The organism is Ruegeria sp. CF8 (assembly GCF_056537285.1).
This window is the reverse complement of the sequence record NZ_JBQFRG010000001.1, coordinates 804,286-828,337: the sequence shown is the minus strand read 5'-3', so window position 1 is coordinate 828,337 and position 24,052 is coordinate 804,286. Positions and strand designations below refer to the sequence as shown.

The following is a 24,052-nucleotide window of genomic DNA, read 5'->3' as shown; positions in this document are numbered from 1 at the left end:
TTGTTGTTTTTGAACCGTGGCTTATTCCGGCAGAATAACTGCGTCGACCACGTGAATCACGCCGTTGCTTGCCTCAATATCGGCCTGCACAACCTTGGCATCATTCACCTTAACGCCGTTCTTTGCGTTAACGCTCAGCCGGTCGCCCTGAACGGTCAAGACTTTGGCGCGCTTGCCAGCAATGTCGCCAGACATAACCTTGGCCGGAACAACATGATAGGTCAGGATCGATACAAGCTGGTCCTTGTTCTCGGGCAACAGCAGGGATTCCACCGTACCCTCGGGCAGAGCTGCGAACGCCTCGTCAGTTGGGGCAAAAACGGTGAACGGGCCATCGCCTTTCAACGTGTCAACCAGACCAGCGGCCTGAACGGCAGCGACCAGGGTGTTAAACGAACCTGCAGCAACGGCAGTGTCGACGATGTCAGCGGCCTGCGCCTTAAGCGGCATGGCAAATGCAAGTGCGGCGGCTGCGCCCATGAATGTGCGACGGAACATAGCTGTCTTCTCCTCTCCAGCGTGTTATGGAAAGGGGTACGGACCTTTTGCCGCAGCGGATCACTCTGCGATCATTTTTCTTTGAGTTGCACCCAGATGCTCTGCGCGCGTCCCTCAGCCAGAAACGGCAAAGCGGCAACGGCATCCGGGCGATCCTGTTGAAGGTAATATCCCGGCCAAAGCATTGAATACGCACCAGATTGTAGCAACGCGTGTAGCACATACTGCTCTCCCCAGCCCGGGCAATCATAGAAGAACCGTTTTGGATATTCGTAGGGCAAAAAAACATCGTGCACATGAATGACCACACCGGGTTTCAGCTCCGGAATGATGCGGCAGAACAGATGGGCGACGTCGTTGCTCATCCGCACAACGTGGCTTGAATCGATGAACAGAATATCCCCGGCTTCAAGTTCGGCAAAAATCGACGGGTCGACCTCTTCAAGACGTTTTTGCTCGAAGTGGTCCACGACATGGGCAATGTCGGCACGTGGGTATGGGTCAATGGCAGTGATTTTTGTGTTCAACCCGCCGTCAATAATCGCTTGCCGGGTCACACGAGTTGAGTTCCCGCACCCCACCTCGATCACGCGCTTGGGCTGAAAGCGGCGGATCATCAGATACAAGGCATCTGCATCCGGGCTGTCGTAATAGCCGTTGCCTGTGCGATAGCCTGTCTGATTGCGCGCCGGGTCTTTTAAAGCCTGCAAATCCGCCTTGTGACGGTCATATTCCGCCACCAGTTGCGCGATATCGAAACCTTCCATGCCCGGAGATAACGCATAGGCTGGGCGTGTCAGCCCTCCTGCGGCTTCAAAAGCCTCAAGCCGCGCGCGTTCATCCTGTTCGGTAACCTTGTCGATCAGCCTCACCCCCAACTCGTCCAGAGCGGCGTTAATCTTTGGGAATTTTCTGGGTTTCACGGCGATGGCTCCACGGTCTGTGCTGATCCGTTCCTTACAATTGCCGCCAGTGCCAGTGCAAGGACAAGCCGGGCAAACCCTTGGCAAAAAGCAAATTTCCGTATTCACTGGATCGCACGACAGACAAAGGGGTCGCCATGCAGCAGGAATTCACACTGGGCATTGAAGAAGAATATCTTCTGGTGGATCGCGACAGCCTGCAATTGTCCGAAGCGCCCGAAGCGCTTATGGAGGCCTGTCAAAACGATTTCGAAGGTCAAGTCAGTCCCGAGTTCCTGCAATGTCAGATTGAAGTCGGAACGCGCCCGCACACGACAATCGCCTCGGCGCGGGAAGACCTCAAACGCCTGAGATCTTGCGTGTCGAAACGGGCTGCTGACTACAATCTGTCCCCCATCGCTGTATCCTGTCATCCGTTTGCCAACTGGAAGGATCAACATCACACCCGTAAGGAACGGTATGACGCGCTGCAACACGCGTTAGGGGGCGTGGCGCGTCGCATGTTGATCTGCGGTATGCATGTGCATGTGGGGGTCGAAGACCCTACCCTGCGTGCCGATCTGATGCCGCAGCTGTCCTACTTTCTGCCGCATCTTCTGGCGCTGTCCACATCGTCCCCCTTTTGGAATGGCGAAGATACCGGCCTGTCCTCTTATCGCCTGACCGTGTTCGACAACCTGCCCCGCACCGGTCTTCCCCCAATCTTCGGCAGTTGGAGTGAATATGAGCGCACCACGGGTATTCTCGTGGATCTGGGCGTGATCGAGGATACGACCAAAATCTGGTGGGACCTGCGCCCGTCGCATCGTTTCCCCACGCTTGAAACGCGGATTATGGACGTTCAGCCCCGACTGGAACACACGCTGTCCCTGGCTGCACTGGTTCAGGCGTTGACCCGAATGTTGTGTCGACTGAAGGACCGCAACCTGCGTTGGCGACAATATGACCGCTTCCTCATTGGAGAAAACCGTTGGCGTGCACAACGCTATGGCGTGGGCGAAGGGTTGATTGATTTTGGCGACCGCTCGGTCAAACCGATGTCCGAACTGATCGGCGATCTGATGGGTTTGTTGGCAGAAGACACCGAAGCGCTTGGCACGATGACCGAACTGGCGCGTCTACGGCAGATCGCTGAAAACGGTACCTCAGCCACCCGTCAACGCCGCGTTCACGCCGAGGCCGTCGCGCGCGGAGACGATCCCGGACAAGCCGTCGTGCGTCACCTGATCGAGGAATTTCACGCGGATCTCTAGGCTGCTCTAACCTCTTCGCGAGCCATTGTTGAGCCTGCAAAATTTCTGTAAGAATTCGGAAATAAACAACCGTTCAATTCATTGCCGACGGGAGGGAACGCCATGGATTTCGCACTCAGCGAGGAACAGACAGCCATTTTCGACATGGCATATGCGTTTGGGCAGGAAAACATTGCACCCTTTGCGCGGCAATGGGAATCCGATGGCACCATTCCCAAAACCTTGTGGCCACAAATCGGCGAGCTTGGTTTTGGGGCTTTGTATGTATCCGAGGATAGCGGCGGTTCGAACCTGACCCGCCTGGATGCCACCTTGGTTTTCGAGGCGTTGTCGATGGCCTGCCCTTCGGTCGCAGCGTTCCTGTCGATCCACAACATGTGCGCCAAGATGTTGGACAATTTCGCGGATGATGACCTCAAGGCACGTATCATGCCCGATGTTCTAAGCCTCAATACAGTTCTGAGCTATTGCCTGACCGAGCCCGGTTCCGGCTCGGACGCGGCGGCCTTGAAGACCCGCGCTGAACGCACGAACGAAGGCTACACGCTGAACGGCACCAAGGCATTCATCTCGGGCGGAGGATACTCCGACGCCTATGTCTGCATGGTGCGTACAGGCCAAGATGGCCCCAAAGGTATTTCCACCGTTTATGTCGAAGACGGAACTCCCGGTCTCAGCTTTGGAGCACTGGAAGAGAAAATGGGCTGGAAAAGTCAGCCCACCGCGCAGGTGCAGTTCGATGATTGCAAAATCCCGGCTGGCAACCTAGTCGGCACCGAAGGCGACGGATTCAAGTATGCCATGATGGGCCTCGACGGCGGGCGACTGAACATCGCGGCCTGTTCGCTTGGTGCCGCTCAGGCTGGGTTGGATATGACGTTGCAATACATGTCCGAACGCAAAGCGTTTGGGCAATCCATTGATCAGTTTCAGGCCCTTCAGTTCCGCCTGGCGGATATGGAGATTGAATTGCAAGCGGCACGTACTTTCCTGCGCCAAGCCGCGTGGAAACTGGACAATAGCGCGCCCGATGCCACGAAATTCTGTGCCATGGCCAAGAAATTCGTGACCGAAGCCGGGTCGAAAGTGGTGGATCAGTGCCTACAACTGCATGGTGGTTATGGCTATCTTGCCGATTACGGCATCGAAAAGCTTGTGCGCGATCTTCGCGTGCATCAGATACTGGAAGGCACGAATGAGATCATGCGCGTGATCGTATCGCGCCAGATGCTCGCCAACCGCTGAGGCCCCTATGTCAGACATCGAAATCCGCACCACAGGCCGTGCCGGACGCATCACCCTGACCCGCCCACATGCTTTGAACGCATTGAGTTACGAGATGTGCATGGCCATCGACACGGCGATGCGCAACTGGCGCGAAGACGATGCCGTTGACCTGATCATTCTGGACGCCGAAGGGGCAAAAGCCTTCTGCGCGGGCGGTGACATCGCCGAGCTTTATGATACCGGCACCAAGGGCGACTATTCCTACGGACAGACATTCTGGCGCGACGAATACCGCCTGAATGCGATGATCTTTGAATACCCCAAGCCGGTCATCAGCTTTCTTCAGGGCTTTACCATGGGCGGCGGTGTGGGCATTGGGTGCCACGGTAGCCATCGCGTTGTCGGGGAAAGCTCCAAAATTGCGATGCCCGAATGCTCGATTGGCCTGGTGCCGGATGTGGGCGGCTCGCTGATGCTGGCGCTCGCCCCCGGTCGATTGGGCGAGTTTCTGGGAACAACTGGGTTCCGAATGGGGCCTGCGGATGCGATTCTGGCAGGGTTCGCGGACAACTATATCCCTCAATCGCACTGGTCCGATCTGATTGAGATGCTGGAAGCTTCCGGTAACGCCGACCTGATCTCGCAACACGCAGAAACCCCACCCGCCGGAGAACTGGCCGGGTTGCAGTCCGACATTGATCAGCATTTCTCGGGCGAAACACTAAGCGACATCGTGACGAGCCTGCGCAACAGCGACCACGAGTTTTCACAGAAAACCCTGTCGACGCTGGGAAAAAACGCCCCTCTTTCCACGGCCTGTACGGTTGAAATGCTGCACCGTCTGCGCGGCCCCGCTTTGTCCATACGACGTGCCCTGGAGTTGGAATACCGTTTCACCCACCGGTCGATGGAACACGGTGACTTTCTGGAAGGTATTCGCGCGCAAATCATCGATAAAGACCGCAGCCCGAACTGGCAGTTTCCCGATATGAACGTCCCTTTGACGGCCGTCTCGAAAATGCTGCAACCGCTGGGCGCGGATACCCTGACTTTTGAGGAGGACTAAATGATGCAGATCGGTTTTATTGGGCTGGGAAATATGGGCGCGCCCATGGCGGCCAATCTGGCAAAGGCCGGGCATCAGGTTCTGGGGTTTGATACCGCAGGCGTCACTGTAGAGGGTGTTTCCCGTGCCGAAACGGCGTCTGATGCGGTTGCAGAATCGGATGCGGTCATCACCATGCTGCCAAACGGTGCTATTTTACGGGCCGTCGCGGATCAGGTCATTCCTGCCATGTCGAAAGGGTCTGTGCTGATCGACTGCTCGACCGTTGATGTCGACAGCGCGCGTGCGGTTGCCGATCAGGCCATTGGTTCGGGGCTTCTGTCCGTGGACGCACCCGTGTCAGGCGGTATCGGCGGTGCGGCGGCAGGTACGCTGACGTTCATGGCCGGCGGATCGGAAGACGCATTCGCAAAAGCGGCCCCCTTGTTCGAGATCATGGGGCAAAAAGCGGTTCACTGCGGCGAAGCCGGGGCCGGACAAGCTGCCAAAATCTGCAACAACATGATCCTTGGCGTCACCATGATCGCTACATGCGAGGCTTTTGCGCTGGCGGACAAACTGGGACTGGACCGACAAAAGATGTTCGACGTGGTCAGCACGTCGTCAGGCTTTAGCTGGACGATGAATGCCTATTGCCCTGCCCCCGGCGTTGGCCCGCAAAGCCCTGCCGACAATAACTACACGCCTGGGTTTGCGGCCGAGCTGATGCTGAAAGACCTGCGGCTCAGCCAGCAAGCCGCAGACAGCGCTGATGCGGATACGCCGATGGGTCAGGTCGCGACTGCCCTATACGAGCAGTTTGTCGAAAATGAAGACGGATTGGGCCGCGATTTCAGCGCGATGCTTCCACGCTTCGAAAAACGAGGGCGCGAATAGGTAGTTCGGCGGCCTCTTGCCCAACCATTTGACAGACAATAGGCAAGGGGCCATCTACCCAGTCATGTTCCAAGGCGCCTTTAGCCTGTTCGCAAAGGAAAGCGGCATGACAAAATACCTGGTAACAACTGCAATGCTTGCGGCAATGGCGCTTGCACCCGTTACGGCCGTAGCCAAAAACAAAAACGGGCATTGCCCACCGGGTTTGGCCAAGAAATCTGTTCCTTGCGTGCCGCCGGGACAAGCAAAAAAGATCTATCGGAACGGTGATTTCATCCGAAACGATTATCGTTGGATCGACAATCCGTACCGTTATGGGCTGAACCGGAACTATTCCTACATCCGCGCGGGCGACTATGTGTACCGGGTCGATCCCGATACGCGCAAAGTCCTGAACCTGATCGGTGCAGTTGCCGATATTCTGAACTAAGCTGGCAGGTCAGCGGTTATTCTGCCGCGACGCGCGCGTTGTCCAACATCGATTTCAGGTAGCGCCCGGTATGACTGCGTTCGACCGTGGCGACCTCTTCGGGTGTGCCAACGGCAACAATCTCACCACCGCCATCGCCACCCTCGGGACCAATGTCGATGATATGATCCGCAGTTTTCACCACGTCCAGATTGTGCTCGATAACCACAACCGTGTTCCCCTGATCGACCAGTTCGTGCAGCACTTCCAACAGTTTACGCACGTCTTCGAAATGCAGACCCGTGGTCGGTTCATCCAGGATGTAAAGCGTCCGCCCGGTTGAACGTTTCGACAGTTCCTTGGACAGCTTCACGCGTTGTGCTTCGCCACCAGACAGCGTGGTGGCCTGTTGCCCAACCTTGATATAGCCCAGCCCAACGCGGGCCAAAGCATCCATCTTGTCGCGGATAGATGGCACGGCCTTAAAGAACTCCTGTGCATCTTCCACAGTCATATCAAGCACATCCGCGATGGACTTGCCCTTGAACTTGATCTCAAGCGTCTCGCGGTTGTAGCGCGCGCCTTTGCAGGTCTCGCAGGTGACATAAACGTCGGGCAGAAAGTGCATTTCGATCTTGATGACACCGTCACCCTGACACGCCTCGCACCGGCCACCCTTCACGTTAAAGCTGAAGCGACCGGGCTTGTACCCCCGCGCCTTCGCCTCGGGCAGTCCGGCGAACCAGTCGCGGATCGGTGTGAAGGCCCCGGTGTAAGTGGCTGGATTCGAACGCGGAGTCCGTCCAATCGGCCGCTGATCAATGTCGATGACCTTGTCCAGATGCTCAAGCCCCTTGATCGTCTCACACGGCGCTGGAGTTTGTCGCGCACCATTCAGGCGCATCGATGCGGTTTTGAACAGTGTCTCAATGGTCAGCGTAGACTTGCCGCCACCAGACACCCCAGTGACACACACAAACTTGCCCAAAGGAAACTCGGCCGTGACATTCTTGAGGTTGTTGCCCGTGGCTTTCACCACAGTAACTTTCTGCTTTTTGCCCGCGCGCCGTTCAACCGGAACCGAGATTTCCCGCGTCCCCGCCAGATATTGCCCGGTGATCGAGGCCGCATCACCCGTGATGTCCGCAGGTGTACCATGACTGACGACCTGCCCCCCGTGAACGCCCGCTCCGGGGCCAATGTCGAACACATAGTCGGCCTCGCGGATGGCCTCCTCATCATGTTCGACAACAATCACTGTGTTGCCCTGATCCCGAAGGTTCTTGAGTGTCCCTAACAACCGGTCATTGTCGCGCTGGTGAAGACCAATTGACGGCTCGTCCAACACATAAAGAACCCCAGTCAGACCCGAGCCTATTTGGCTGGCCAAACGAATACGCTGGCTTTCACCACCAGACAGCGTTCCACTTGAACGTGACAGCGTAAGATATTCCAAACCAACGTTATTCAAAAACCCAAGTCGTTCGCGAATCTCTTTTAGAATGGCGCGCGCGATTTCATTCTTCTGCGCGCTCAGATGGTTCGGCGCATCCTCGATCCAGGCCAGAGCTTCCCGGATTGACATCTGCACCACTTGTCCAACATGCAGACCCGCGATCTTGACCGCCAGTGCCTCGGGCCGCAGGCGATACCCCTCACACGTGCCGCATGGACGGTTGTTCTGATAACGTTCGAACTCCTCACGAATCCAGGCGCTGTCCGTTTCACGATAGCGGCGCTCCATATTCGGGATCACGCCTTCGAAACTGCGCGTCACCTGATAAACGCGTCCACCTTCGTCATAACGGAACTGGATCTCTTCATCGCCCGAGCCGCGCAGGAACACCTGCTGCACGTTCTTGGGCAGGTCTTTCCATGGTGTGTTCTTGTCGAATTCGTAGTGCCGTGCGATGGCTTCTATGGTTTGCAGGAAATACGGCGACTTGCCCTTGCGCCATGGCGCCAATGCCCCGTCATAGAGTTTCAACGATTGATCCGGCACAACGAGACGCTCATCAAAGAACAACTCGACCCCCAACCCATCGCAATCAGGGCAAGCCCCAAATGGCGCGTTGAAGGAAAATAGACGTGGTTCGATTTCGGGGATGGTGAAACCGCTGACCGGACAAGCAAAGTTTTCGCTAAAGGTGATCCGCTCCGGATCACCCTCACGCGGAGCAGTCTCCAGAATCGCAATACCGTCTGCCAGATCCAGGGCTGTGCGCAGGCTGTCGGCCAAGCGGGTCTCCATACCCTCTCGGACAACAAGTCGATCCACCACCACATCGATGTCGTGGCGGAACTTTTTGTCCAGCGTCGGTGGTTCATCCAGTTCATAGAACTCACCATCGACCTTGACGCGCTGGAACCCTTGCTTGCGCAGCTCCAGGAACTCTTTTTTGTACTCACCCTTGCGATCGCGCACGATGGGGGCCAGCAGATAACCTCGCGTGCCCTCCTCCATGGTCATGATCCGGTCGACCATGTCCTGTACCTGCTGCGCCTCGATCGGCTGTCCGGTCGCGGGGCTATAGGGTGTTCCGGCACGAGCGAACAACAGGCGCAGATAGTCATAGATTTCCGTGACCGTCCCGACTGTCGAACGCGGGTTTTTAGAGGTCGTTTTCTGTTCGATGGAAATCGCCGGACTTAGGCCGCTGATGTGATCCACATCGGGTTTTTCCATCATATCGAGGAATTGACGCGCATAGGCAGACAGGCTTTCCACATAGCGCCGCTGCCCTTCGGCATAGATGGTATCAAACGCCAGCGAGGACTTGCCCGAACCAGACAATCCCGTGATCACCACCAGCTGATCCCGAGGGATATCAACATCAATGCCTTTGAGGTTATGCTCGCGCGCACCGCGCACCTCGATATTCTTCAGCTCAGCCATTTCCGGCCCCCAACAAATAAGTGGTCTAGAGATAGGCGAGCTTGCCTGAGTCTCCAACAAAAAAGTTAGAACATTTAGTGAACATACAGGTTTTCGCCGACCAAATCAAACCGCGGATGCTTAATCCGAATAGCCGATGCATTGTTTTTGGCCAATCGATTTAGAATGAGAGGAAAATGGCGCGGTTGACGGGGCTCGAACCCGCGACCCCCGGCGTGACAGGCCGGTACTCTAACCAACTGAGCTACAACCGCGCATCTATTTTCGTGGCCTTTACCCTGGACCAAGGAGTGCAGCGATGGCGCGGTTGACGGGGCTCGAACCCGCGACCCCCGGCGTGACAGGCCGGTACTCTAACCAACTGAGCTACAACCGCCCGCTGCACGTTCACTGCTGAACGTTGGGGTGTATTATGGCTACGCTCGGGCAGCGTCAAGCGGCCTTTTGAAGTTTTTTATCAGAATCCAGATTTTTGTTTGCCCGCCGTTTTTTGCGCGCAGAACAAAGCCAAATCCACTTGCAGCCGAACTGCAGGACAGATATCAACGCGTCCCATGGGTGATTAGCTCAGTGGTAGAGCGCTTCGTTCACATCGAAGATGTCAGGAGTTCAAATCTCTTATCACCCACCATTGCCATTCTCAGATTACGCTTGAAATTGAAAGACTTGCCAGCGCGCGGCCTCGATGACTATCGTGCTGTATCGGCCAAACCTTGTGCCGACATCAACGTCAGAGGTCATCATGGCAGAGCTTAAGCGGGACATTGGCCTGATCGGACTGACCTTCATTTCGGTTGGAGGAATCATCGGTTCGGGCTGGTTGTTCGGTCCCCTTCTGGCGGTTCAGCACGCCGGGCCTGCGGCCATCCTCTCCTGGCTGATCGGTGCGGCTGCGATGTTCATTTTGGCGATCACGTTCGCAGAGATCTCAGCAATGCTGCCTATTCCCGGCGGAATTGCACGGGTCCCGCAGTTTTCGCACGGCAATATCGTTTCGATGGCCATGGGGTGGACGGCATGGATCGGGTATAACACCACTGCCCCCATCGAAGTAGAGGCGATGCTAAAGTATCTGGCCCCTTACGCCCCTTGGCTGCACGCTGCCGATACCGGCGACCTGACGGGCGCGGGAATTTTCGTCGCCCTTGTCTTCATGCTGCTTTTCGTTGCGGTCAACGCGCTTGGCGTCAAGTTCTTCACACAGGTCAACGCGGCGCTGACCTGGGCTAAAATAGCTATTCCGGTGATCCTGTCTGCATTGCTGGTGGCCAGCCGGTTCAACGCTGACAACTTCACACAACCAGACGGCTTTGCCCCTTATGGGTTGCAGGGAATCATGGCGGCCGTTTCGACCGGAGGCGTCATTTTCTCGTTCATAGGCTTCCGCCATGTTGTTGATATGGCGGGCGAAGTGCGAAACCCGAAATTTGCGATCCCGGCAGCCCTCGTCTTATCGATCATCCTGTGCGCCGCAATTTATCTTGGCCTCCAAGTGGCCTTCATCGGCGCGCTGGATCCATCACAACTCACCAATGGTTGGGCCCAGTTGAGTTTTGGTGGCGAAGGTCCTTTGGACGCCGTGATCATGTCGGTCGGATTGGTCTGGTTCATCAGCCTGTTAAATGTCGGTTCCGTTGTTGGCCCCTTTGGCAACGGTCTGGTCGCAACCGGCTCGAATGCCCGGATTGCCCTTGCCCTGTCCCAAAACGGTTTTCTGCCAAAACGTCTGCAAAACCTGTCTTCGTTTGGGGTTCCGGTCTGGGCTTTGGCATTGAATTTTCTGATCGGGACGCTGTTCTTGTTGACCGTTCCCTTTACCACCGTCATCGCCCTGAACGGAGCCGCCATTGTTTTGTCATTTGCGGTTGGCCCAATCGCCGTCGTTTGCTTAAGGGATCTGCTTCCAAATCAACCCCGTTCGATCCGCATTCCAGCGGTGCGTCTGGTCGCGCTGACCGCCTTCGCCATTGCAACACTGATTGTGTATTGGAGCGGATGGGACACCGTTTGGCGTCTCGGTATCGCGCTGATCGTCGGAAAAATTCTACTGCTTATCCGGTTCCGAGGGCGTCTGGATGAAATGGACCTGACCGAGGCCGTTTGGCTGATGCCCTATTTTGCCGGGCTTGGGTTGATCTCATTCTTGGGGCAATTCGGCACAGGGGCTTTGAAACAGATCCCGTTTGGGTGGGATATTCTTCTGTGTGTGGTGTTTTCCGCGATCATCTTCGCACTGGCCATACGCTCGGCGCTGTCGGACGAAAAATTCATGGAATACATTGCGGAAGAAGAAATACTTGATCCAAAGCAACCTGTCATCGGGCTGTAAAAAAAAGGCAGAGCAACGCTCTGCCTCTTTCCGTTTTTGTGCGCGCAGCCTAGTGCGCCGTGGCAGATGCATCCGCAGGTTTGGTCGAAGCAGCGGCCGCAGCTGCAGCTTCTTCAGCCGCTTCATCCCAATCGATCGGCTCGGGCTTACGCACCAGCGCCTGCTCGAGAACTTCCGAGACATGCTTGACAGGGATGATCTCCAACCCTTCCTTCACATTGTCCGGGATATCCGCCAGATCCTTTTCGTTCTCTTCCGGGATCAGAACCGTCTTTATCCCACCACGCAGCGCGGCCAGCAGTTTTTCTTTCAAACCACCAATCGGCATTGCGTTGCCGCGCAGCGAAACCTCACCGGTCATGGCGATGTCTTTCCGCACTGGGATGCCGGTTAGCACCGAAACAATCGACGTCACCATGGCAAGACCAGCCGACGGACCATCCTTGGGCGTGGCACCATCCGGCACGTGCACGTGGATGTCGATCTTATCGAACTGTGGCGGCTTCACCCCGATCTTGGGTGAGATGGACCGCACATATGACGAAGCCGCATCGATGGACTCTTTCATCACATCGCCCAGCTTACCGGTGGTTTTCATCCGCCCTTTGCCCGGCAGTTTCAGCGCTTCAATATGCAGCAGATCGCCGCCAACCGAGGTCCAGGCCAAACCTGTTACAACACCGATCTGATCATCCTGCTCGGCCAGCCCATAGCGGAACTTTGGCACACCCAAGAACTCATCCAGATTTTCCGGCGTAACTTCAACAGTTTCCGCCTCTTTCTTGATGATCTTTGTCAGCGATTTCCGCGCCACTTTGGCGATTTCACGTTCAAGGTTCCGAACGCCCGCCTCACGGGTGTAGGTGCGGATGATCTTTTGCAGCGCTTCATCGGTCAGTTCAAATTCCTTGGCCTTCAGACCATGGTTTTTGACCTGCTTACTGATCAGGTGCTGTTTCGCGATCTCGCTCTTTTCCTCTTCGGTGTAACCGGCCAGCGGGATGATCTCCATCCGGTCCAGCAAAGGCCCAGGCATGTTGTAGCTGTTCGACGTGGTCAGGAACATCACGTTGGACAGGTCATATTCGACCTCCAAATAGTGATCCATGAACGTGTTGTTCTGCTCAGGATCGAGCACTTCCAACATCGCCGAAGCCGGATCACCACGGAAATCCTGCCCCATCTTGTCGATTTCGTCCAACAAGATCAGCGGGTTCGTGGTTTTTGCCTTTTTCAGCGCCTGGATGATCTTGCCCGGCATCGAGCCGATATAAGTCCGACGGTGACCCCGAATCTCGGATTCGTCGCGCACACCACCCAGCGAGATGCGAATGAACTCGCGCCCCGTGGCTTTGGCAACTGACTTACCCAACGAGGTCTTACCCACGCCCGGAGGACCAACAAGACACAGGATCGGGCCCTTCAGCTTTTTCGAACGCTGCTGAACCGCGAGATACTCGACAATCCGCTCTTTGACCTTCTCCAGCCCATAGTGATCGGCATCCAGAATGTCCTGCGCGCGGCCCAGATCCTTTTTGACGCGGGATTTGGTGCCCCACGGTAATGACAGGATCCAATCCAGATAGTTGCGCACAACGGTGGCCTCAGCCGACATCGGGCTCATGTTGCGCAGCTTCTTCAGCTCGCCCTCGGCCTTTTCGCGCGCCTCTTTTGACAGCTTGGTCTCGGCGATTTTCTCTTCCAGCTCGGCAACTTCGTTGCTGCCGTCTTCACCGTCGCCAAGTTCCTTCTGAATGGCCTTCATCTGCTCATTCAGATAATACTCGCGCTGCGTCTTCTCCATCTGAGATTTGACACGGGTTTTGATCTTTTTCTCGACCTGCAGAACCGACATTTCGCCCTGCATCAGGCCATAGACCTTCTCAAGCCGCTCGCTGACGCTGAGGGTTTCCAGCAGTTCCTGCTTTTGCTCCACTTCAATGCCCAGATGACCTGACACAAGGTCAGCCAACTTGGCAGGCTCGGTGGTTTCACCCACGGCCGCCAGCGCCTCTTCGGGGATGTTCTTGCGCACTTTGGCATAGCGCTCGAACTCATCCGCGACAGTGCGCAGCAGGGCTTCGGTTGTTGTTACATCACCGGGAATTTCGGTCAAATATTCGGCGCGAGCTTCGAAAAACTGTTCGTTTTCAAGAAACTCGGTAATATGCACACGTGCCTGCCCTTCGACCAGCACCTTCACGGTGCCATCGGGCAATTTCAGCAGTTGCAGCACATTGGCCAAAACGCCCGAGCGATAGATACCGTCTATTTCGGGATCATCGACACCGGGATCGATCTGGCTGGACAAAAGAATTTGCTTGTCATCCTGCATCACCTCTTCCAGCGCGCGGACCGATTTATCGCGGCCTACAAAAAGAGGCACGATCATATGCGGGAACACCACAATGTCGCGCAGCGGCAGGACGGGGTATGAGGAATTCAGAGGCTCTTGCATGCTCTATCCTTATCGTTGGCAAGACGGCACTTGTCCCTCATCGAGGCAACATTTGGCCGTCTCCTGTCTTGGACGATAAAGGTGGGGCCTAATCACCCTTTTTCAACCTTACCGCCGTGTATCGTGTCTCAGCATGAACCGAGGTTTTGCGGACTGCAAGGCACCGCGTAAACATATCCACGGAAATTTCGCCAACGTGCTCGCAGTTGACTGTCAAAGCGGCTCAATATCGCCCTGCGCGCGCTGTGCGTGGAACTCGGCTTGCCAGGCGTCGAAAGTACCGGCAGCAATCGCATCGCGCATGCCCTGCATGATCTCTTGGAAGTAATGCAGGTTGTGCCAGGTCAGCAACATGCCCGAGATCATCTCGTTGGCGCGAAACACATGGTGCAAATAGGCGCGCGAGTAGTTCGAACAGGCGGGACATGTGCAGTTTTCATCCAGCGGACGCGGGTCATCCGCATGGCGGGCGTTTTTGATGTTGACCACACCGCGACGTGTGAACACTTGCCCCGTGCGGCCGGAACGCGATGGCAACACGCAGTCCATCATGTCGATCCCACGCGCGACGGCGCCAACGATATCATCGGGCTTGCCGACACCCATCAGGTAACGCGGTTTGTCTTCAGGCAGAAAATCGGGGGCGAATTCGAGGCAGCCAAACATGGCCTCCTGCCCCTCACCCACTGCCAACCCGCCTACTGCGTAGCCTTCGAACCCAATGGATTTAAGTGCTTCGGCGCTTTCTTCACGCAGGTCCTGTTCTAACCCACCTTGCATGATGCCAAACAGCGCATGCCCCGGACGATCCCCGAACGCGTCACGCGACCGTTCGGCCCAACGCATCGACAACCGCATAGACTCGGCGATGCGTTCCCGGTCGGCGGGCAGCGCGGGGCATTCGTCAAAACACATCACAATGTCCGAGCCCAACAAGCGCTGAATCTCCATTGACCGCTCGGGCGTCAGCTCATGCTTTGACCCATCGATATGAGATTTGAAGGTCACGCCCTTCTCGGTCAGTTTGCGCAGCCCGGCCAAGGACATGACCTGAAACCCGCCTGAGTCGGTCAGAATGGGGCGGTCCCAGTTCATGAACTTGTGCAACCCGCCCAAACGATCAATCCGTTCCGCTGTTGGACGCAGCATCAGGTGATAGGTGTTGCCCAGCAGAATATCCGCCCCGGTGGCACGCACACTTTCGGGCATCATTGCTTTGACCGTCGCGGCTGTGCCCACAGGCATAAAGGCCGGCGTCCGCACCTCTCCGCGCGGCGTGCTGATCACACCTGTACGCGCTTTGCCGTCTGTTGCCTTAAGCTCAAATGAGAATTTCTGCGTCATATCATCGCCTCGGATCGCCGAACCGGGCAGGCTTTGCCCGATCCGTTCCGTCTTTGCAACCCGTCAGGGCAACGAGGTCACGCGGTCGGTGAACAGACGTACAACCCCTGCCCCGTCCACATCGCGACACACCCGGATCGCGGGACGTTCAGGATCAGGTTGCGTCGCGCCCATTTGATCGCCTTCGGTGACAACACGCAGCCCGGTTTCAACCATGTCGAACATGGATTGATGGGAACACGCAATCACCGCTGTGGAATCGTGCAGGCCGCAGCCTTCCAACCCACCGATCTCTTTGTAAAACTTCAGATAGAATCTGGAGATGTCGCGCAGAAACGCCCCCATACCGAGTGAGTTTTGCGCCAGCGCTTCAAAATCCGCTGTTTCGTAAAGCGTCTTCAACGTCACATCCAATCCGACCAGAACAGTGTTTGGCGGCGCGGAAAAGACCTCTGCAGCGGCAAGAGCGTCGTGATAGATATTGGCTTCGGCGTGATGGGTGACGTTACCCGGACAATAAACTGCGCCCCCCATGATCACCAGTTCGCGCAAGTTGTCTGCAAATTCCGGGTCCAGACGCATCGCGTTGGCAATATTGGTCAAGGGACCTACGGCGCAGACCACCAGTTCGCCCTTGTGGGCTCGGGCCATTTCAACCAGAAACTCGGCTGCTGGCAGCGCGTGGTTCTGTCCGATATCGGGGATTTCGGTCATGTCTCCAAAACCTTCGGGCCCATGAACATGCTCGGATGGGGCATGTGTGTCAGCTCCCAAAGGAACCGCAGCACCTTGGGCCACAGGCAGGTTCAACCCAAGTTTATGCAACAAGAACCGTGCGTTGCGGCTGGATTGATGGACATACGTATTGCCGAAAACGGTCGTTAGTCCGATCAGGTTGATTTCAGGCGCGGCAGCCGCGTAGGCAATGGCCATGGCATCGTCGATGCCGGGATCTGTATCGATAATCAGTTTCATCCCCGCCCGATATCGCAAACGCGGTGGGATGCAAAGCGGTCACAGAGGCAACTTTCCATACAACATTCACGTTTTCAGGCATTTGCATACCGCTCCAATCCACTCATACCAGAGTTGAAATCGGGCGACTCAATCCCCACATGTATACCATAGTACACAAAAATAAGAGGACAGAATGACCGAAGATCAAATTATTGGGTTGATTTCGTCAAACATCATTTACCTGCTGGCCGCTGTGCTGGTGATTGTCGTTATTCTCAAGGGCATCAAGATCGTGCCGCAATCCGAGAAGTTTGTAGTTGAACGGTTTGGCCGTCTTCATTCGGTGCTTGGCCCCGGTATCAACTTTATCGTTCCGTTTCTGGATGTTGCACGGCACAAGATTTCGATCCTCGAACGCCAGTTACCCAATGCGACACAAGACGCAATCACCAAAGACAACGTCTTGGTGCAGATTGATACCTCGGTCTTCTACCGTATTCTCGAGCCGGAAAAGACAGTTTACCGCATTCGTGATGTGGACGGCGCGATTGCTACCACCGTTGCCGGTATCGTACGGGCAGAGATCGGCAAGATGGATCTGGACGAAGTGCAGTCTAACCGCGCGCAGTTGATCACACGCATCCAGGAAAGCGTTGAAACTGCAGTAGATGACTGGGGCATCGAAGTCACCCGGGCCGAGATTCTGGATGTGAACCTTGATCAGGCGACCCGCGACGCCATGCTACAGCAGCTGAACGCTGAACGCGCCCGCCGCGCGCAAGTGACCGAAGCCGAAGGCCAGAAGCGCGCCGTTGAGCTGCAGGCCGATGCCGAGCTTTACGCGGCTGAACAATCCGCCAAAGCCCGTCGCATTCAGGCCGAGGCCGAAGCGTACGCCACGGGCGTTGTAGCGAAGGCCATTCAGGACAACGGCATCGAAGCGGCCCAGTATCAGGTTGCGTTGAAACAGGTTGAAGCCCTCAATGCACTGGGCAACGGCACCGGAAAACAGACAATTGTGGTGCCAGCCAACGCTTTGGAAGCTTTTGGAGATGCGTTCAAAATGCTCAAAGGAGGAAGATGATGGCCGACCCTTTCTGGCTGACCTGGTGGATCTGGCTCGCCGCCGCACTTGCGCTGGGTATCCTTGAAATCGTTCTGCCCGGATTCATCTTTCTGGGCTTCGCCATCGGCGCAGCGATCACGGGTCTGATCCTGATCATTCCGGGCCTGTCACTGTCCCTGCCTGTCCTTCTGCTGGTCTTCGCGGTACTGTCGCTGATCGCATGGCTTGTCTTGCGCAAACTCTTTGCGTTGCCCCATGGACAGGTCAAAACCTTCAATCACGATATCAATGACTGAATCGCGGTGGCGCTCATCTGAGCGCCACGCCACCACTGGACGCTGTTGCGGCTATTCCCTATATAATCACTCAGGCAACTGACCCGAGGCAAAGATGACTCACCCGAGCGAACAGTTTGAAGGCACCCCGCTGATTGCGCCGTCAACAATTGAACACCCACTGTACGACGCCGTGGTCGAAGCGTGCCGCACAGTCTACGACCCGGAAATCCCGGTCAACATCTATGACCTCGGCTTGATCTACACGATTGATATTACTGCGGATAACGCCGTTAAGGTGATCATGACCCTGACCGCGCCCGGCTGTCCCGTCGCCGGTGACATGCCCGGCTGGATCATGGAAGCAATCGAACCGGTCGCGGGCGTCAAAGAAGTTGACGTTGAACTGACCTGGGAACCGCCCTGGGGCATGGAGATGATGTCAGACGAAGCGCGACTGGAACTGGGCTTTATGTAAACCTAAAGCCCTACGCTTTGCCTGTTTGCCCGAATGCATATCAATTTAGATTGCAGGTTTTTTTGATTTCTGCCGCCCGGTCGCTCAGCGCTTTGACATAGTCGCCAGACAGCATTTGCAAGTGTTTGTGCTCGGTTCCCGTGACCAGACCCAGCAAAGCCCCTGCAGGAGTCAGCGAGGCAACGCTTTCCAATTGCTTGTCTTCGGCATGTTTCTTTTCCGCCTCAATCGCGCGCAGATCGCCCTCGGCTGTTGCACAGTTGACCGGATGCCTTTCAGCGTCCGTGGCGGCTGATGCATCCCCGGATGTGAAACCGGCAACCGCCAGAGCAAAGATCGATCCTTGCAGAACAGGTTTAGAAGCGCTCAATAACTTATTCATAACAATGTCCTTTCCATCCTAAAATGTTCTCTCCCAACACTGCAATCTGCGTGTTCAGACACAGCTAAACCCGCTTTCTGGCGCAATGCAAGGTTGCAGGGCGTCAACCTTGAACTGCAATATGAGCGTTCTTGCGTAAATCTTTAACCCGGTCGATCTTGAGCCTGCGACCATTGAGCCCTAAATTGAGTAGGACGCGCGACAACGGAGACTTACATGTTCGGCATCCCCGGCAAACAGGCTGTGACCATGACGCCTAAAGCCGCAGAGCAGATCACCCGCTTGATGAATTCAGGCGGTCACGCTGGCCTGCGCATTGGTGTCAAGAAAGGCGGCTGTGCAGGCATGGAATATACCATGGAATATGTGGATCAGGCAGATCCGCATGACGAGGTTGTCGAACAGGACGGCGCGCGCGTCATGATCGCACCGATGGCCCAGATGTTCCTGTTTGGGACCGAGATTGATTATGAAGTCTCACTGTTGGAATCGGGGTTCAAGTTCAAAAACCCGAATGTTGTTGATTCCTGTGGCTGCGGTGAATCGATCAAGTTCGACGAAACCATCGCTCAGCAAAGCTAAATCATCGGTCGAGGCACCAGTCCCTGTCAGGTCTGCAAGCGGAATTGTAAGATTGCGCAGACAATGCTATCCGCATCCTTAAATCATCGAATGATCAGGGAGATACGGGTATGCGGCGGAAGCTGGCGGCTGGAAACTGGAAGATGAACGGAACCGGCGCGGCGCTGAGTGAACTTGAAACGCTGTCACAAAGCCATCCCGAAGCGTCGGTCGATATTCTGATCTGCCCTCCCGCCACCTTGCTCAGCCGCGCCACCGATACTGTGGCTGGCTCGGCGATAACTGTTGGTGGGCAGGATTGTCACGCGGAACATTCCGGGGCGCATACAGGCGACATCAGCGCAGATATGCTGCTGGATGCCGGTGCGACTTCGGTCATTCTGGGCCATTCAGAACGTCGTGTGGATCACGGAGAGCATGACGAGGACGTACGCGCCAAAGCCCGCGCGGCGATGGACGCGGGCCTAAAAGCGGTCATTTGCGTCGGTGAAAGTCTGGAACAGCGTGAGGCGGCCAACACGCTCGATATTATCGGCGGTCAGATGTCCGGCTCGATCCCGGATCAATCAACAGGTGAAAACCTGATCGTCGCATACGAGCCGATCTGGGCGATTGGAACTGGCAAGGTTCCCACCCTGGAAGAGATCGGCGAGGTTCACGACTTCATGCGCGCCCGGCTGGAACGTCGTTTTGGCGAAGGCGTGGGCCGGTCAGTGCGACTGCTTTACGGCGGGTCCGTCAAACCCAGCAATGCGGCCGATATCTTTGCGGTCTCGAATGTGGATGGCGCTTTGGTCGGTGGGGCCAGTCTGAAGGCTACGGATTTCTCGGGCATTATTCAGGCGCTGGAAAGCATCTGACCCCGGTCGCTATTCGGCAATATCTTCGGCCCAAAGCTCTGGTTTTTCTTCGATAAATCGTTGCATCAGCGCGATGCAGTCGGGGTCGTTGGCTATAACCACTTCGACCCCGCGCTCGCGCAGGAAGTCTTCGTTGCCTCCGAAGTTCTGCGTGTCACCGATCACGACGCGCGGAATACCGAATTGAACGATGGTGCCCGAACACATCATGCAGGGCGACAGCGACGTATACAGCACCGTGTCGCGATAGGTTTTCTGCCGCCCGGCCTTGCGTAACGCGTCCATCTCGCCATGGGCAATCGGATCACCGCCCTGAACTCTCTGATTCCGTCCGCGCGCCACAACCTCGCCCCCACGGGCCAGGACCGAACCGATGGGACAGCCGCCCTCATCATACCCGACTTTCGCCTCATCAAAGGCGATGCGCAGCAGGCGGCTGTCGGTCTCGGTCAACATAGGGATGATCCTTGGTTGGGGCGTGTACCGGCAGCCTGCCCAATGACGCCCCGACCGTCAACGGATCAGGCCAGCTTCATGGTAATAATTCCGGCAATGATCAGCAGCGCCGCCAGAACCCGCAGCGGCGTCACCGCCTCGCCCAGCAGGGCAATCCCCACCACAAAAGCCCCCACTGCGCCGATGCCAACCCAAATCGTATAGGCCGTGCTCAGCGGCAGTTCACGCATCGCCAGCGCCAGCAGGCCGAAAGACCCGATCATGGACACTCCCATAATCGCGGTCGGCAAAAGCCGCGTGAACCCGGCGGATTGCTTCATCGCACCCGCCCAGACAACTTCAAGAATTCCGGCAATAAGCAGCATGATCCATGCCATTAGATGACCTCTTGTCAAAGCGGGTCGTCCCGCATGATCTACCCGTGTTGGGGAGGTCGTCCTCTGTCCGTTAGATAAGCACCCGCACGGGTGTTTCAAGGCATGAAAAGGCCGGGCAGTCGCAACCGCCCGGCGATACGGGTCAGGCCCGCTAGTTTGTGATGATTTCCGGCCCCATGAAGGTGTTGGGCAGGAAGGTCGATATCCACGGTATGTACGTCACCATGATCAGGAAGACGAACAGGACCGCCAGGAACGGCAGTGCTGCCTTAACAACGCTCATCATCGGCATCCCGGCCACGCCAGAGGTCACGAACAAGTTCAGCCCGACCGGAGGAGTAATCATCCCTATCTCCATGTTCACCACCATGATGATGCCCAGGTGGATAGGATCGATGCCCAGCTCGATGGCGATCGGGAACACCAGCGGCGCCACGATGACCAGCAGTCCCGAGGGTTCCATGAATTGACCGCCGATCAGCAAGATCACGTTGACTACGATCAGAAAAGTGACCGGCCCAAGACCCGCTGACAGCATGGCACTTGCGATATGCTGGGGCACCTGCTCATCCGTCAGCACGTGTTTCAGGATCAGCGCGTTGGCAATGACGAATAGCAGCGTGACCGTCAGCTTGCCCGCCTCGAACAGCGTGTGCTTCGTGTCCGGGTGGAAGAAAGCCGTCACCAGCGCATATGGCTTCTTCAGCAATGAAAGGTTCGATTGACCTTCCTCTGTGCTGAGCGGCCCCATGTCTTTGTAGACAAAGCTGGCGATAAAGAACGCGTAGACAGCGGCAACAGCAGCGGCTTCAGTCGGGGTAAAGATACCCCCGTAGATACCGCCCAGAATGATGACGATCAGGAACAGGCCCCAACCGGCCTCGCGCGCCGAGGTAAAGACCTCTCCCCAACCTTTCCAATCACCTTTGGGCAGGTTCTTGACCTTCGCCATGACGTAAATGGTGATCATCAGCATCAGACCCGCCATAAGTCCCGGAATGACACCCGCCAGGAACATGCGCCCAACCGAAACCTCGACTGCGGCGGCGTAAACAACCATCACGATGGATGGTGGGATCAAAATACCCAGTGTCCCTGCGTTACAGATCACGCCTGCGGCAAATTCCTTGGAATAGCCCACCTGCCGCATCCCGGCGATGACAATAGAACCGATGGCCACAACGGTAGCCGGCGACGACCCTGAAAGTGCAGCGAACAGCATACAGGCAAACACGCCCGCAATCGCCAGCCCACCGGGCAAGTGCCCGACACAGGCAATCGAGAACCGGATGATACGCCGTGCCACGCCGCCCGTTGTCATGAAAGACGAGGCCAGAATGAAGAACGGGATTGCTAGAAGGGTAAAGTGACCCTCGAACGCCTCAAACAAAGTTCCTGCGACTGACGCCAGTGAACTGTCCGAATAGATCAGTAGAAAAAGGGTCGAGCTGAGGCCAAGCGCCACCGCAATCGGAACACCGATCAGCAGCAGGCCGATGACCATCGAGAAGAGAAGAATGACGTCCATCAGTTATGCTCTCCTTGCTGAGCGCGGACTTCTTCGATCTCGTCCTCGACTTCGTGGCTGGCGACAAGGCGATCTGTCTCGCCACGCCAGATTTGAACGGCAACCTGCGCAAAACGGATGACCAGCAGCAACATCGATAGGGGCAGGATGAAGTAGGGAACAACTTTAGGCAGTTTTTCGTAATACTCGCCATAGTTGATCAGGTCCTCAAGGAACCTCAAAGGCGCGACCATCGGAATGTCGTCGACCTCATAAAAACTCTGGCTTCGGGCGTCGAAATTGAACCCGGTCGGGAACCAGCGCCCGGATGTGGGCGGCAAATCGGCAAAGACGGCCCAATAATCATAGGCCCCTTTCAGCATCAGCAACGAAAACACCAGGCAGCAGCCCACTGCAATCAGCGCAAGAATACGCCGTGGTGCTGGCGACAGCATGTTCAGAATGGCATCCACACCCAAATGCGCATGTTTCTTCACCGCATACGACGCACCCAGCAGCACCAGCCAGCCAAAAGTGAACACCGTCAGCTCAAGCGCCCACAAGATATTTGAGTTGAAAACAAACCGCGCAATCACGTTGGCAAAGGTTACGACCGTCATAAGGCCCAACAGCAACGCAATCAGGGTTTCTTCGATATGGTCGACCAGCCCGCCTTGGCCGGATTTCGCACCAGACATCTATCTGTCCCCGCATTTTTTGATGATGAGAGAGTGTGTGTGGGCGGGCTTTGTCAGCCCGCCCGGCCTACGCGTCGAATACTCCCCAGTCCCCGGACGCGTGGCCTCGATCCGGTTTAGAAACCGGCGTTGATGGCTTGTGCCGCGTCGATCTTGTCCTGACCAACGTCACCGGCGAACTGATCCCAGACAGGCTTCATTGCATCAACCCACGCCTGACGCTGTTCAGGTGACAGTTCACGAATGATACCACCCGCGTCAGTGATCGAGGCTTTGGCCGCTTCGTTCACTGCAAAGGCTTCTTTGTTCCGGGTCTCGGTCACTTCGGCCAGAATGGTTGTGAACTGATCACGCACTTCCGGGTCCAGGCTGTCCAGCCAGTCAACCGAGGTCACAACCAGATAGTCGATGATACCGTGGTTGGTCTCGGTGATGCCGTCCTGAACTTCGAAGAACTTCTTGCCATAGATGTTTGACCAGGTGTTCTCCTGCCCGTCCACAACACCCTGCTGCAGCGCACCGTAAACTTCAGAGAACGCCATTTTCTGTGGGCTGCCACCGATCGCTTCCATCTGTGCAACCAACACGTCCGAGGACTGTACGCGGAATTTCAGGCCGTTTGCGTCTGACGGATCTTCCAGCGGCTTGTTGGCCGACATCTGCTTCATGCCATTGTGCCAGAAGGCCAGCCCCTGCAGACCACGGCGCTGCATGCTGTCTTTCATCGCCTGGCCATCGGCCGACGCCTGGAATGCGTCTACGGCATCGATGTTTTTGAACATGAACGGCAGGTCGAACAGGCGGAACTGTTTGGTGAACTTCTCGAATTTTGACAAGGACGGCGCGGCCAGTTGAACGTCGCCTTGCAGCATCGCCTCAAGCACCTTGTCATCGTTGTAAAGGGTCGAGTTCGGATAGACCTCCATGCACATCACGCCGTTCATCTCGTCATTGACGCGCTGTTCCAGCAGCGAGGCCGCGATGCCTTTGGGGTGTTTATCGGTGTTCGTCACATGCGCGAACTTCACAACAATCTCACCGTCGTCACAGGCCGCCATCCCCGCAGTTGCGGTGACCGTCAGCGCCAGAGCCGTTGCGGCTGTTGTCAAAATCTTCATCTGTTTTCCTCCCAGAC

23 protein-coding genes and 3 tRNA genes are annotated in these 24,052 nt (G+C 56.3%); 12 read left to right on the top strand and 14 right to left on the bottom strand.

The window, feature by feature from the left end; translation table 11 throughout:
* Positions 1-21 precede the first annotated feature (21 nt).
* Together ACR0EV_RS04055 and ACR0EV_RS04050 are read right to left on the bottom strand one after the other, a co-directional pair.
* The gene (locus ACR0EV_RS04055; RefSeq protein ID WP_171105223.1) at positions 22-498 is read right to left on the bottom strand and encodes a fasciclin domain-containing protein; all 477 of its coding nucleotides are present in this window, start codon (positions 496-498) and stop codon (positions 22-24) included.
* Between the two features lie 71 nt (positions 499-569).
* Entirely contained in the window at positions 570-1,421 is an 852-nt protein-coding gene (locus ACR0EV_RS04050) for a class I SAM-dependent methyltransferase (RefSeq protein ID WP_480798896.1), read from the bottom strand.
* Positions 1,422-1,558: 137 nt separating this feature from the next.
* Between ACR0EV_RS04050 and ACR0EV_RS04045 the strand changes: the two genes are divergently transcribed.
* The 5 genes from ACR0EV_RS04045 to ACR0EV_RS04025 all read left to right on the top strand — a co-directional run bounded on the left by ACR0EV_RS04045 (position 1,559) and on the right by ACR0EV_RS04025 (position 6,273).
* Positions 1,559-2,674, top strand: coding sequence for a carboxylate-amine ligase (locus ACR0EV_RS04045; protein ID WP_480798895.1), 1,116 nt, complete (start codon positions 1,559-1,561; stop codon positions 2,672-2,674).
* 102 nt (positions 2,675-2,776) lie between these two features.
* Positions 2,777-3,919: an acyl-CoA dehydrogenase family protein gene (locus ACR0EV_RS04040; protein ID WP_480798894.1), complete on the top strand. Its 1,143-nt coding sequence runs from the start codon at positions 2,777-2,779 to the stop codon at positions 3,917-3,919.
* 7 nt (positions 3,920-3,926) lie between these two features.
* The gene (locus tag ACR0EV_RS04035; protein WP_480798893.1) at positions 3,927-4,967 is read left to right on the top strand and encodes an enoyl-CoA hydratase/isomerase family protein; all 1,041 of its coding nucleotides are present in this window, start codon (positions 3,927-3,929) and stop codon (positions 4,965-4,967) included.
* A 3-nt stretch (positions 4,968-4,970) separates the two neighbouring features.
* Positions 4,971-5,843 carry a 3-hydroxyisobutyrate dehydrogenase gene (gene mmsB, locus ACR0EV_RS04030; RefSeq protein ID WP_480799009.1) on the top strand — a complete coding sequence of 291 codons (873 nt, stop codon included), beginning with the start codon at positions 4,971-4,973 and terminating at the stop codon, positions 5,841-5,843.
* Positions 5,844-5,949: 106 nt separating this feature from the next.
* Complete coding sequence (locus ACR0EV_RS04025; protein WP_480798892.1) at positions 5,950-6,273, top strand: hypothetical protein; 324 nt, start codon at positions 5,950-5,952, stop codon at positions 6,271-6,273.
* Positions 6,274-6,289: 16 nt separating this feature from the next.
* Here ACR0EV_RS04025 and uvrA read toward each other — a convergent pair whose 3' ends face one another.
* The 3 genes from uvrA to ACR0EV_RS04010 form a co-directional block, all read right to left on the bottom strand.
* Positions 6,290-9,148: an excinuclease ABC subunit UvrA gene (gene uvrA, locus ACR0EV_RS04020; protein WP_480798891.1), complete on the bottom strand. Its 2,859-nt coding sequence runs from the start codon at positions 9,146-9,148 to the stop codon at positions 6,290-6,292.
* Between the two features lie 177 nt (positions 9,149-9,325).
* A tRNA-Asp gene (locus ACR0EV_RS04015) sits at positions 9,326-9,402 on the bottom strand.
* Positions 9,403-9,447: 45 nt separating this feature from the next.
* Positions 9,448-9,524: transfer RNA gene (locus ACR0EV_RS04010), tRNA-Asp, on the bottom strand.
* Between the two features lie 180 nt (positions 9,525-9,704).
* Between ACR0EV_RS04010 and ACR0EV_RS04005 the strand changes: the two genes are divergently transcribed.
* Both ACR0EV_RS04005 and ACR0EV_RS04000 read left to right on the top strand, forming a co-directional pair.
* Positions 9,705-9,779, top strand: a tRNA-Val gene (locus ACR0EV_RS04005).
* A gap of 111 nt (positions 9,780-9,890) precedes the next feature.
* Positions 9,891-11,477 (top strand): APC family permease, encoded by a 1,587-nt coding sequence (locus ACR0EV_RS04000; RefSeq protein WP_480798890.1) that lies wholly within the window; start codon positions 9,891-9,893, stop codon positions 11,475-11,477.
* 49 nt (positions 11,478-11,526) lie between these two features.
* Here the strand turns inward: ACR0EV_RS04000 and lon are convergent, their stop codons facing one another.
* From lon to ACR0EV_RS03985, 3 genes are all read right to left on the bottom strand, one after another.
* Positions 11,527-13,935 (bottom strand): endopeptidase La, encoded by a 2,409-nt coding sequence (gene lon / locus ACR0EV_RS03995; RefSeq protein WP_480798889.1) that lies wholly within the window; start codon positions 13,933-13,935, stop codon positions 11,527-11,529.
* A gap of 213 nt (positions 13,936-14,148) precedes the next feature.
* On the bottom strand, positions 14,149-15,279 hold the full coding sequence (gene tgt, locus ACR0EV_RS03990) for a tRNA guanosine(34) transglycosylase Tgt (protein ID WP_480798888.1): 1,131 nt from the start codon (positions 15,277-15,279) through the stop codon (positions 14,149-14,151).
* Between the two features lie 63 nt (positions 15,280-15,342).
* On the bottom strand, positions 15,343-16,254 hold the full coding sequence (locus ACR0EV_RS03985) for a nucleoside hydrolase (RefSeq protein ID WP_480798887.1): 912 nt from the start codon (positions 16,252-16,254) through the stop codon (positions 15,343-15,345).
* Positions 16,255-16,429: 175 nt separating this feature from the next.
* On the opposite strand from ACR0EV_RS03985, the gene ACR0EV_RS03980 reads away from it, so the two are divergent.
* The 3 genes from ACR0EV_RS03980 to ACR0EV_RS03970 all read left to right on the top strand — a co-directional run bounded on the left by ACR0EV_RS03980 (position 16,430) and on the right by ACR0EV_RS03970 (position 18,055).
* Positions 16,430-17,320, top strand: coding sequence for an SPFH domain-containing protein (locus tag ACR0EV_RS03980; RefSeq protein WP_480798886.1), 891 nt, complete (start codon positions 16,430-16,432; stop codon positions 17,318-17,320).
* Complete coding sequence (locus tag ACR0EV_RS03975) at positions 17,320-17,598, top strand: NfeD family protein (RefSeq protein ID WP_480798885.1); 279 nt, start codon at positions 17,320-17,322, stop codon at positions 17,596-17,598. Before ACR0EV_RS03980 ends, ACR0EV_RS03975 begins: the two co-directional genes overlap by 1 nt.
* A gap of 94 nt (positions 17,599-17,692) precedes the next feature.
* Complete coding sequence (locus ACR0EV_RS03970; protein WP_171089759.1) at positions 17,693-18,055, top strand: SUF system Fe-S cluster assembly protein; 363 nt, start codon at positions 17,693-17,695, stop codon at positions 18,053-18,055.
* Positions 18,056-18,095: 40 nt separating this feature from the next.
* Here ACR0EV_RS03970 and ACR0EV_RS03965 read toward each other — a convergent pair whose 3' ends face one another.
* Positions 18,096-18,437 (bottom strand): hypothetical protein, encoded by a 342-nt coding sequence (locus tag ACR0EV_RS03965; protein WP_480798884.1) that lies wholly within the window; start codon positions 18,435-18,437, stop codon positions 18,096-18,098.
* A gap of 216 nt (positions 18,438-18,653) precedes the next feature.
* Here ACR0EV_RS03965 and ACR0EV_RS03960 point away from each other — a divergent pair, with 216 nt between their 5' ends.
* Both ACR0EV_RS03960 and tpiA read left to right on the top strand, forming a co-directional pair.
* Positions 18,654-19,019, top strand: a complete 366-nt coding sequence (locus ACR0EV_RS03960; RefSeq protein ID WP_171089755.1) for a HesB/IscA family protein — start codon at positions 18,654-18,656, stop codon at positions 19,017-19,019.
* Between the two features lie 110 nt (positions 19,020-19,129).
* Complete coding sequence (tpiA, locus tag ACR0EV_RS03955) at positions 19,130-19,879, top strand: triose-phosphate isomerase (RefSeq protein ID WP_171089753.1); 750 nt, start codon at positions 19,130-19,132, stop codon at positions 19,877-19,879.
* Between the two features lie 9 nt (positions 19,880-19,888).
* Here the strand turns inward: tpiA and ACR0EV_RS03950 are convergent, their stop codons facing one another.
* From ACR0EV_RS03950 to ACR0EV_RS03930, 5 genes are all read right to left on the bottom strand, one after another.
* Positions 19,889-20,335: a nucleoside deaminase gene (locus ACR0EV_RS03950; RefSeq protein WP_171089751.1), complete on the bottom strand. Its 447-nt coding sequence runs from the start codon at positions 20,333-20,335 to the stop codon at positions 19,889-19,891.
* A 65-nt stretch (positions 20,336-20,400) separates the two neighbouring features.
* A complete protein-coding gene (locus ACR0EV_RS03945) occupies positions 20,401-20,712 on the bottom strand; it encodes a DMT family transporter (RefSeq protein WP_171668136.1) in 312 nt (103 codons plus the stop codon).
* 151 nt (positions 20,713-20,863) lie between these two features.
* Positions 20,864-22,240: a TRAP transporter large permease gene (locus tag ACR0EV_RS03940; protein WP_480798883.1), complete on the bottom strand. Its 1,377-nt coding sequence runs from the start codon at positions 22,238-22,240 to the stop codon at positions 20,864-20,866.
* Entirely contained in the window at positions 22,240-22,917 is a 678-nt protein-coding gene (locus ACR0EV_RS03935) for a TRAP transporter small permease (protein ID WP_171089745.1), read from the bottom strand. The genes ACR0EV_RS03940 and ACR0EV_RS03935 overlap by 1 nt, the downstream gene beginning before the upstream one ends.
* Positions 22,918-23,033: 116 nt before the next feature.
* Positions 23,034-24,035 (bottom strand): DctP family TRAP transporter solute-binding subunit, encoded by a 1,002-nt coding sequence (locus ACR0EV_RS03930; RefSeq protein ID WP_475195493.1) that lies wholly within the window; start codon positions 24,033-24,035, stop codon positions 23,034-23,036.
* Positions 24,036-24,052: the final 17 nt, after the last annotated feature.

Coding starts and splice junctions, on each gene's coding strand:
- ACR0EV_RS04055 (WP_171105223.1), bottom strand. CDS start 498: ATGTTCCGTCGCACATTCATGGGCGCAGCCGCCGCACTTGCATTTGCC.
- ACR0EV_RS04045 (WP_480798895.1), top strand. CDS start 1,559: ATGCAGCAGGAATTCACACTGGGCATTGAAGAAGAATATCTTCTGGTG.
- ACR0EV_RS04040 (WP_480798894.1), top strand. CDS start 2,777: ATGGATTTCGCACTCAGCGAGGAACAGACAGCCATTTTCGACATGGCA.
- ACR0EV_RS04035 (WP_480798893.1), top strand. CDS start 3,927: ATGTCAGACATCGAAATCCGCACCACAGGCCGTGCCGGACGCATCACC.
- mmsB (WP_480799009.1), top strand. CDS start 4,971: ATGCAGATCGGTTTTATTGGGCTGGGAAATATGGGCGCGCCCATGGCG.
- ACR0EV_RS04025 (WP_480798892.1), top strand. CDS start 5,950: ATGACAAAATACCTGGTAACAACTGCAATGCTTGCGGCAATGGCGCTT.
- uvrA (WP_480798891.1), bottom strand. CDS start 9,148: ATGGCTGAGCTGAAGAATATCGAGGTGCGCGGTGCGCGCGAGCATAAC.
- ACR0EV_RS04000 (WP_480798890.1), top strand. CDS start 9,891: ATGGCAGAGCTTAAGCGGGACATTGGCCTGATCGGACTGACCTTCATT.
- lon (WP_480798889.1), bottom strand. CDS start 13,935: ATGCAAGAGCCTCTGAATTCCTCATACCCCGTCCTGCCGCTGCGCGAC.
- tgt (WP_480798888.1), bottom strand. CDS start 15,279: ATGACGCAGAAATTCTCATTTGAGCTTAAGGCAACAGACGGCAAAGCG.
- ACR0EV_RS03985 (WP_480798887.1), bottom strand. CDS start 16,254: ATGAAACTGATTATCGATACAGATCCCGGCATCGACGATGCCATGGCC.
- ACR0EV_RS03980 (WP_480798886.1), top strand. CDS start 16,430: ATGACCGAAGATCAAATTATTGGGTTGATTTCGTCAAACATCATTTAC.
- ACR0EV_RS03975 (WP_480798885.1), top strand. CDS start 17,320: ATGGCCGACCCTTTCTGGCTGACCTGGTGGATCTGGCTCGCCGCCGCA.
- ACR0EV_RS03970 (WP_171089759.1), top strand. CDS start 17,693: ATGACTCACCCGAGCGAACAGTTTGAAGGCACCCCGCTGATTGCGCCG.
- ACR0EV_RS03965 (WP_480798884.1), bottom strand. CDS start 18,437: ATGAATAAGTTATTGAGCGCTTCTAAACCTGTTCTGCAAGGATCGATC.
- ACR0EV_RS03960 (WP_171089755.1), top strand. CDS start 18,654: ATGTTCGGCATCCCCGGCAAACAGGCTGTGACCATGACGCCTAAAGCC.
- tpiA (WP_171089753.1), top strand. CDS start 19,130: ATGCGGCGGAAGCTGGCGGCTGGAAACTGGAAGATGAACGGAACCGGC.
- ACR0EV_RS03950 (WP_171089751.1), bottom strand. CDS start 20,335: ATGTTGACCGAGACCGACAGCCGCCTGCTGCGCATCGCCTTTGATGAG.
- ACR0EV_RS03945 (WP_171668136.1), bottom strand. CDS start 20,712: ATGGCATGGATCATGCTGCTTATTGCCGGAATTCTTGAAGTTGTCTGG.
- ACR0EV_RS03940 (WP_480798883.1), bottom strand. CDS start 22,240: ATGGACGTCATTCTTCTCTTCTCGATGGTCATCGGCCTGCTGCTGATC.
- ACR0EV_RS03935 (WP_171089745.1), bottom strand. CDS start 22,917: ATGTCTGGTGCGAAATCCGGCCAAGGCGGGCTGGTCGACCATATCGAA.
- ACR0EV_RS03930 (WP_475195493.1), bottom strand. CDS start 24,035: ATGAAGATTTTGACAACAGCCGCAACGGCTCTGGCGCTGACGGTCACC.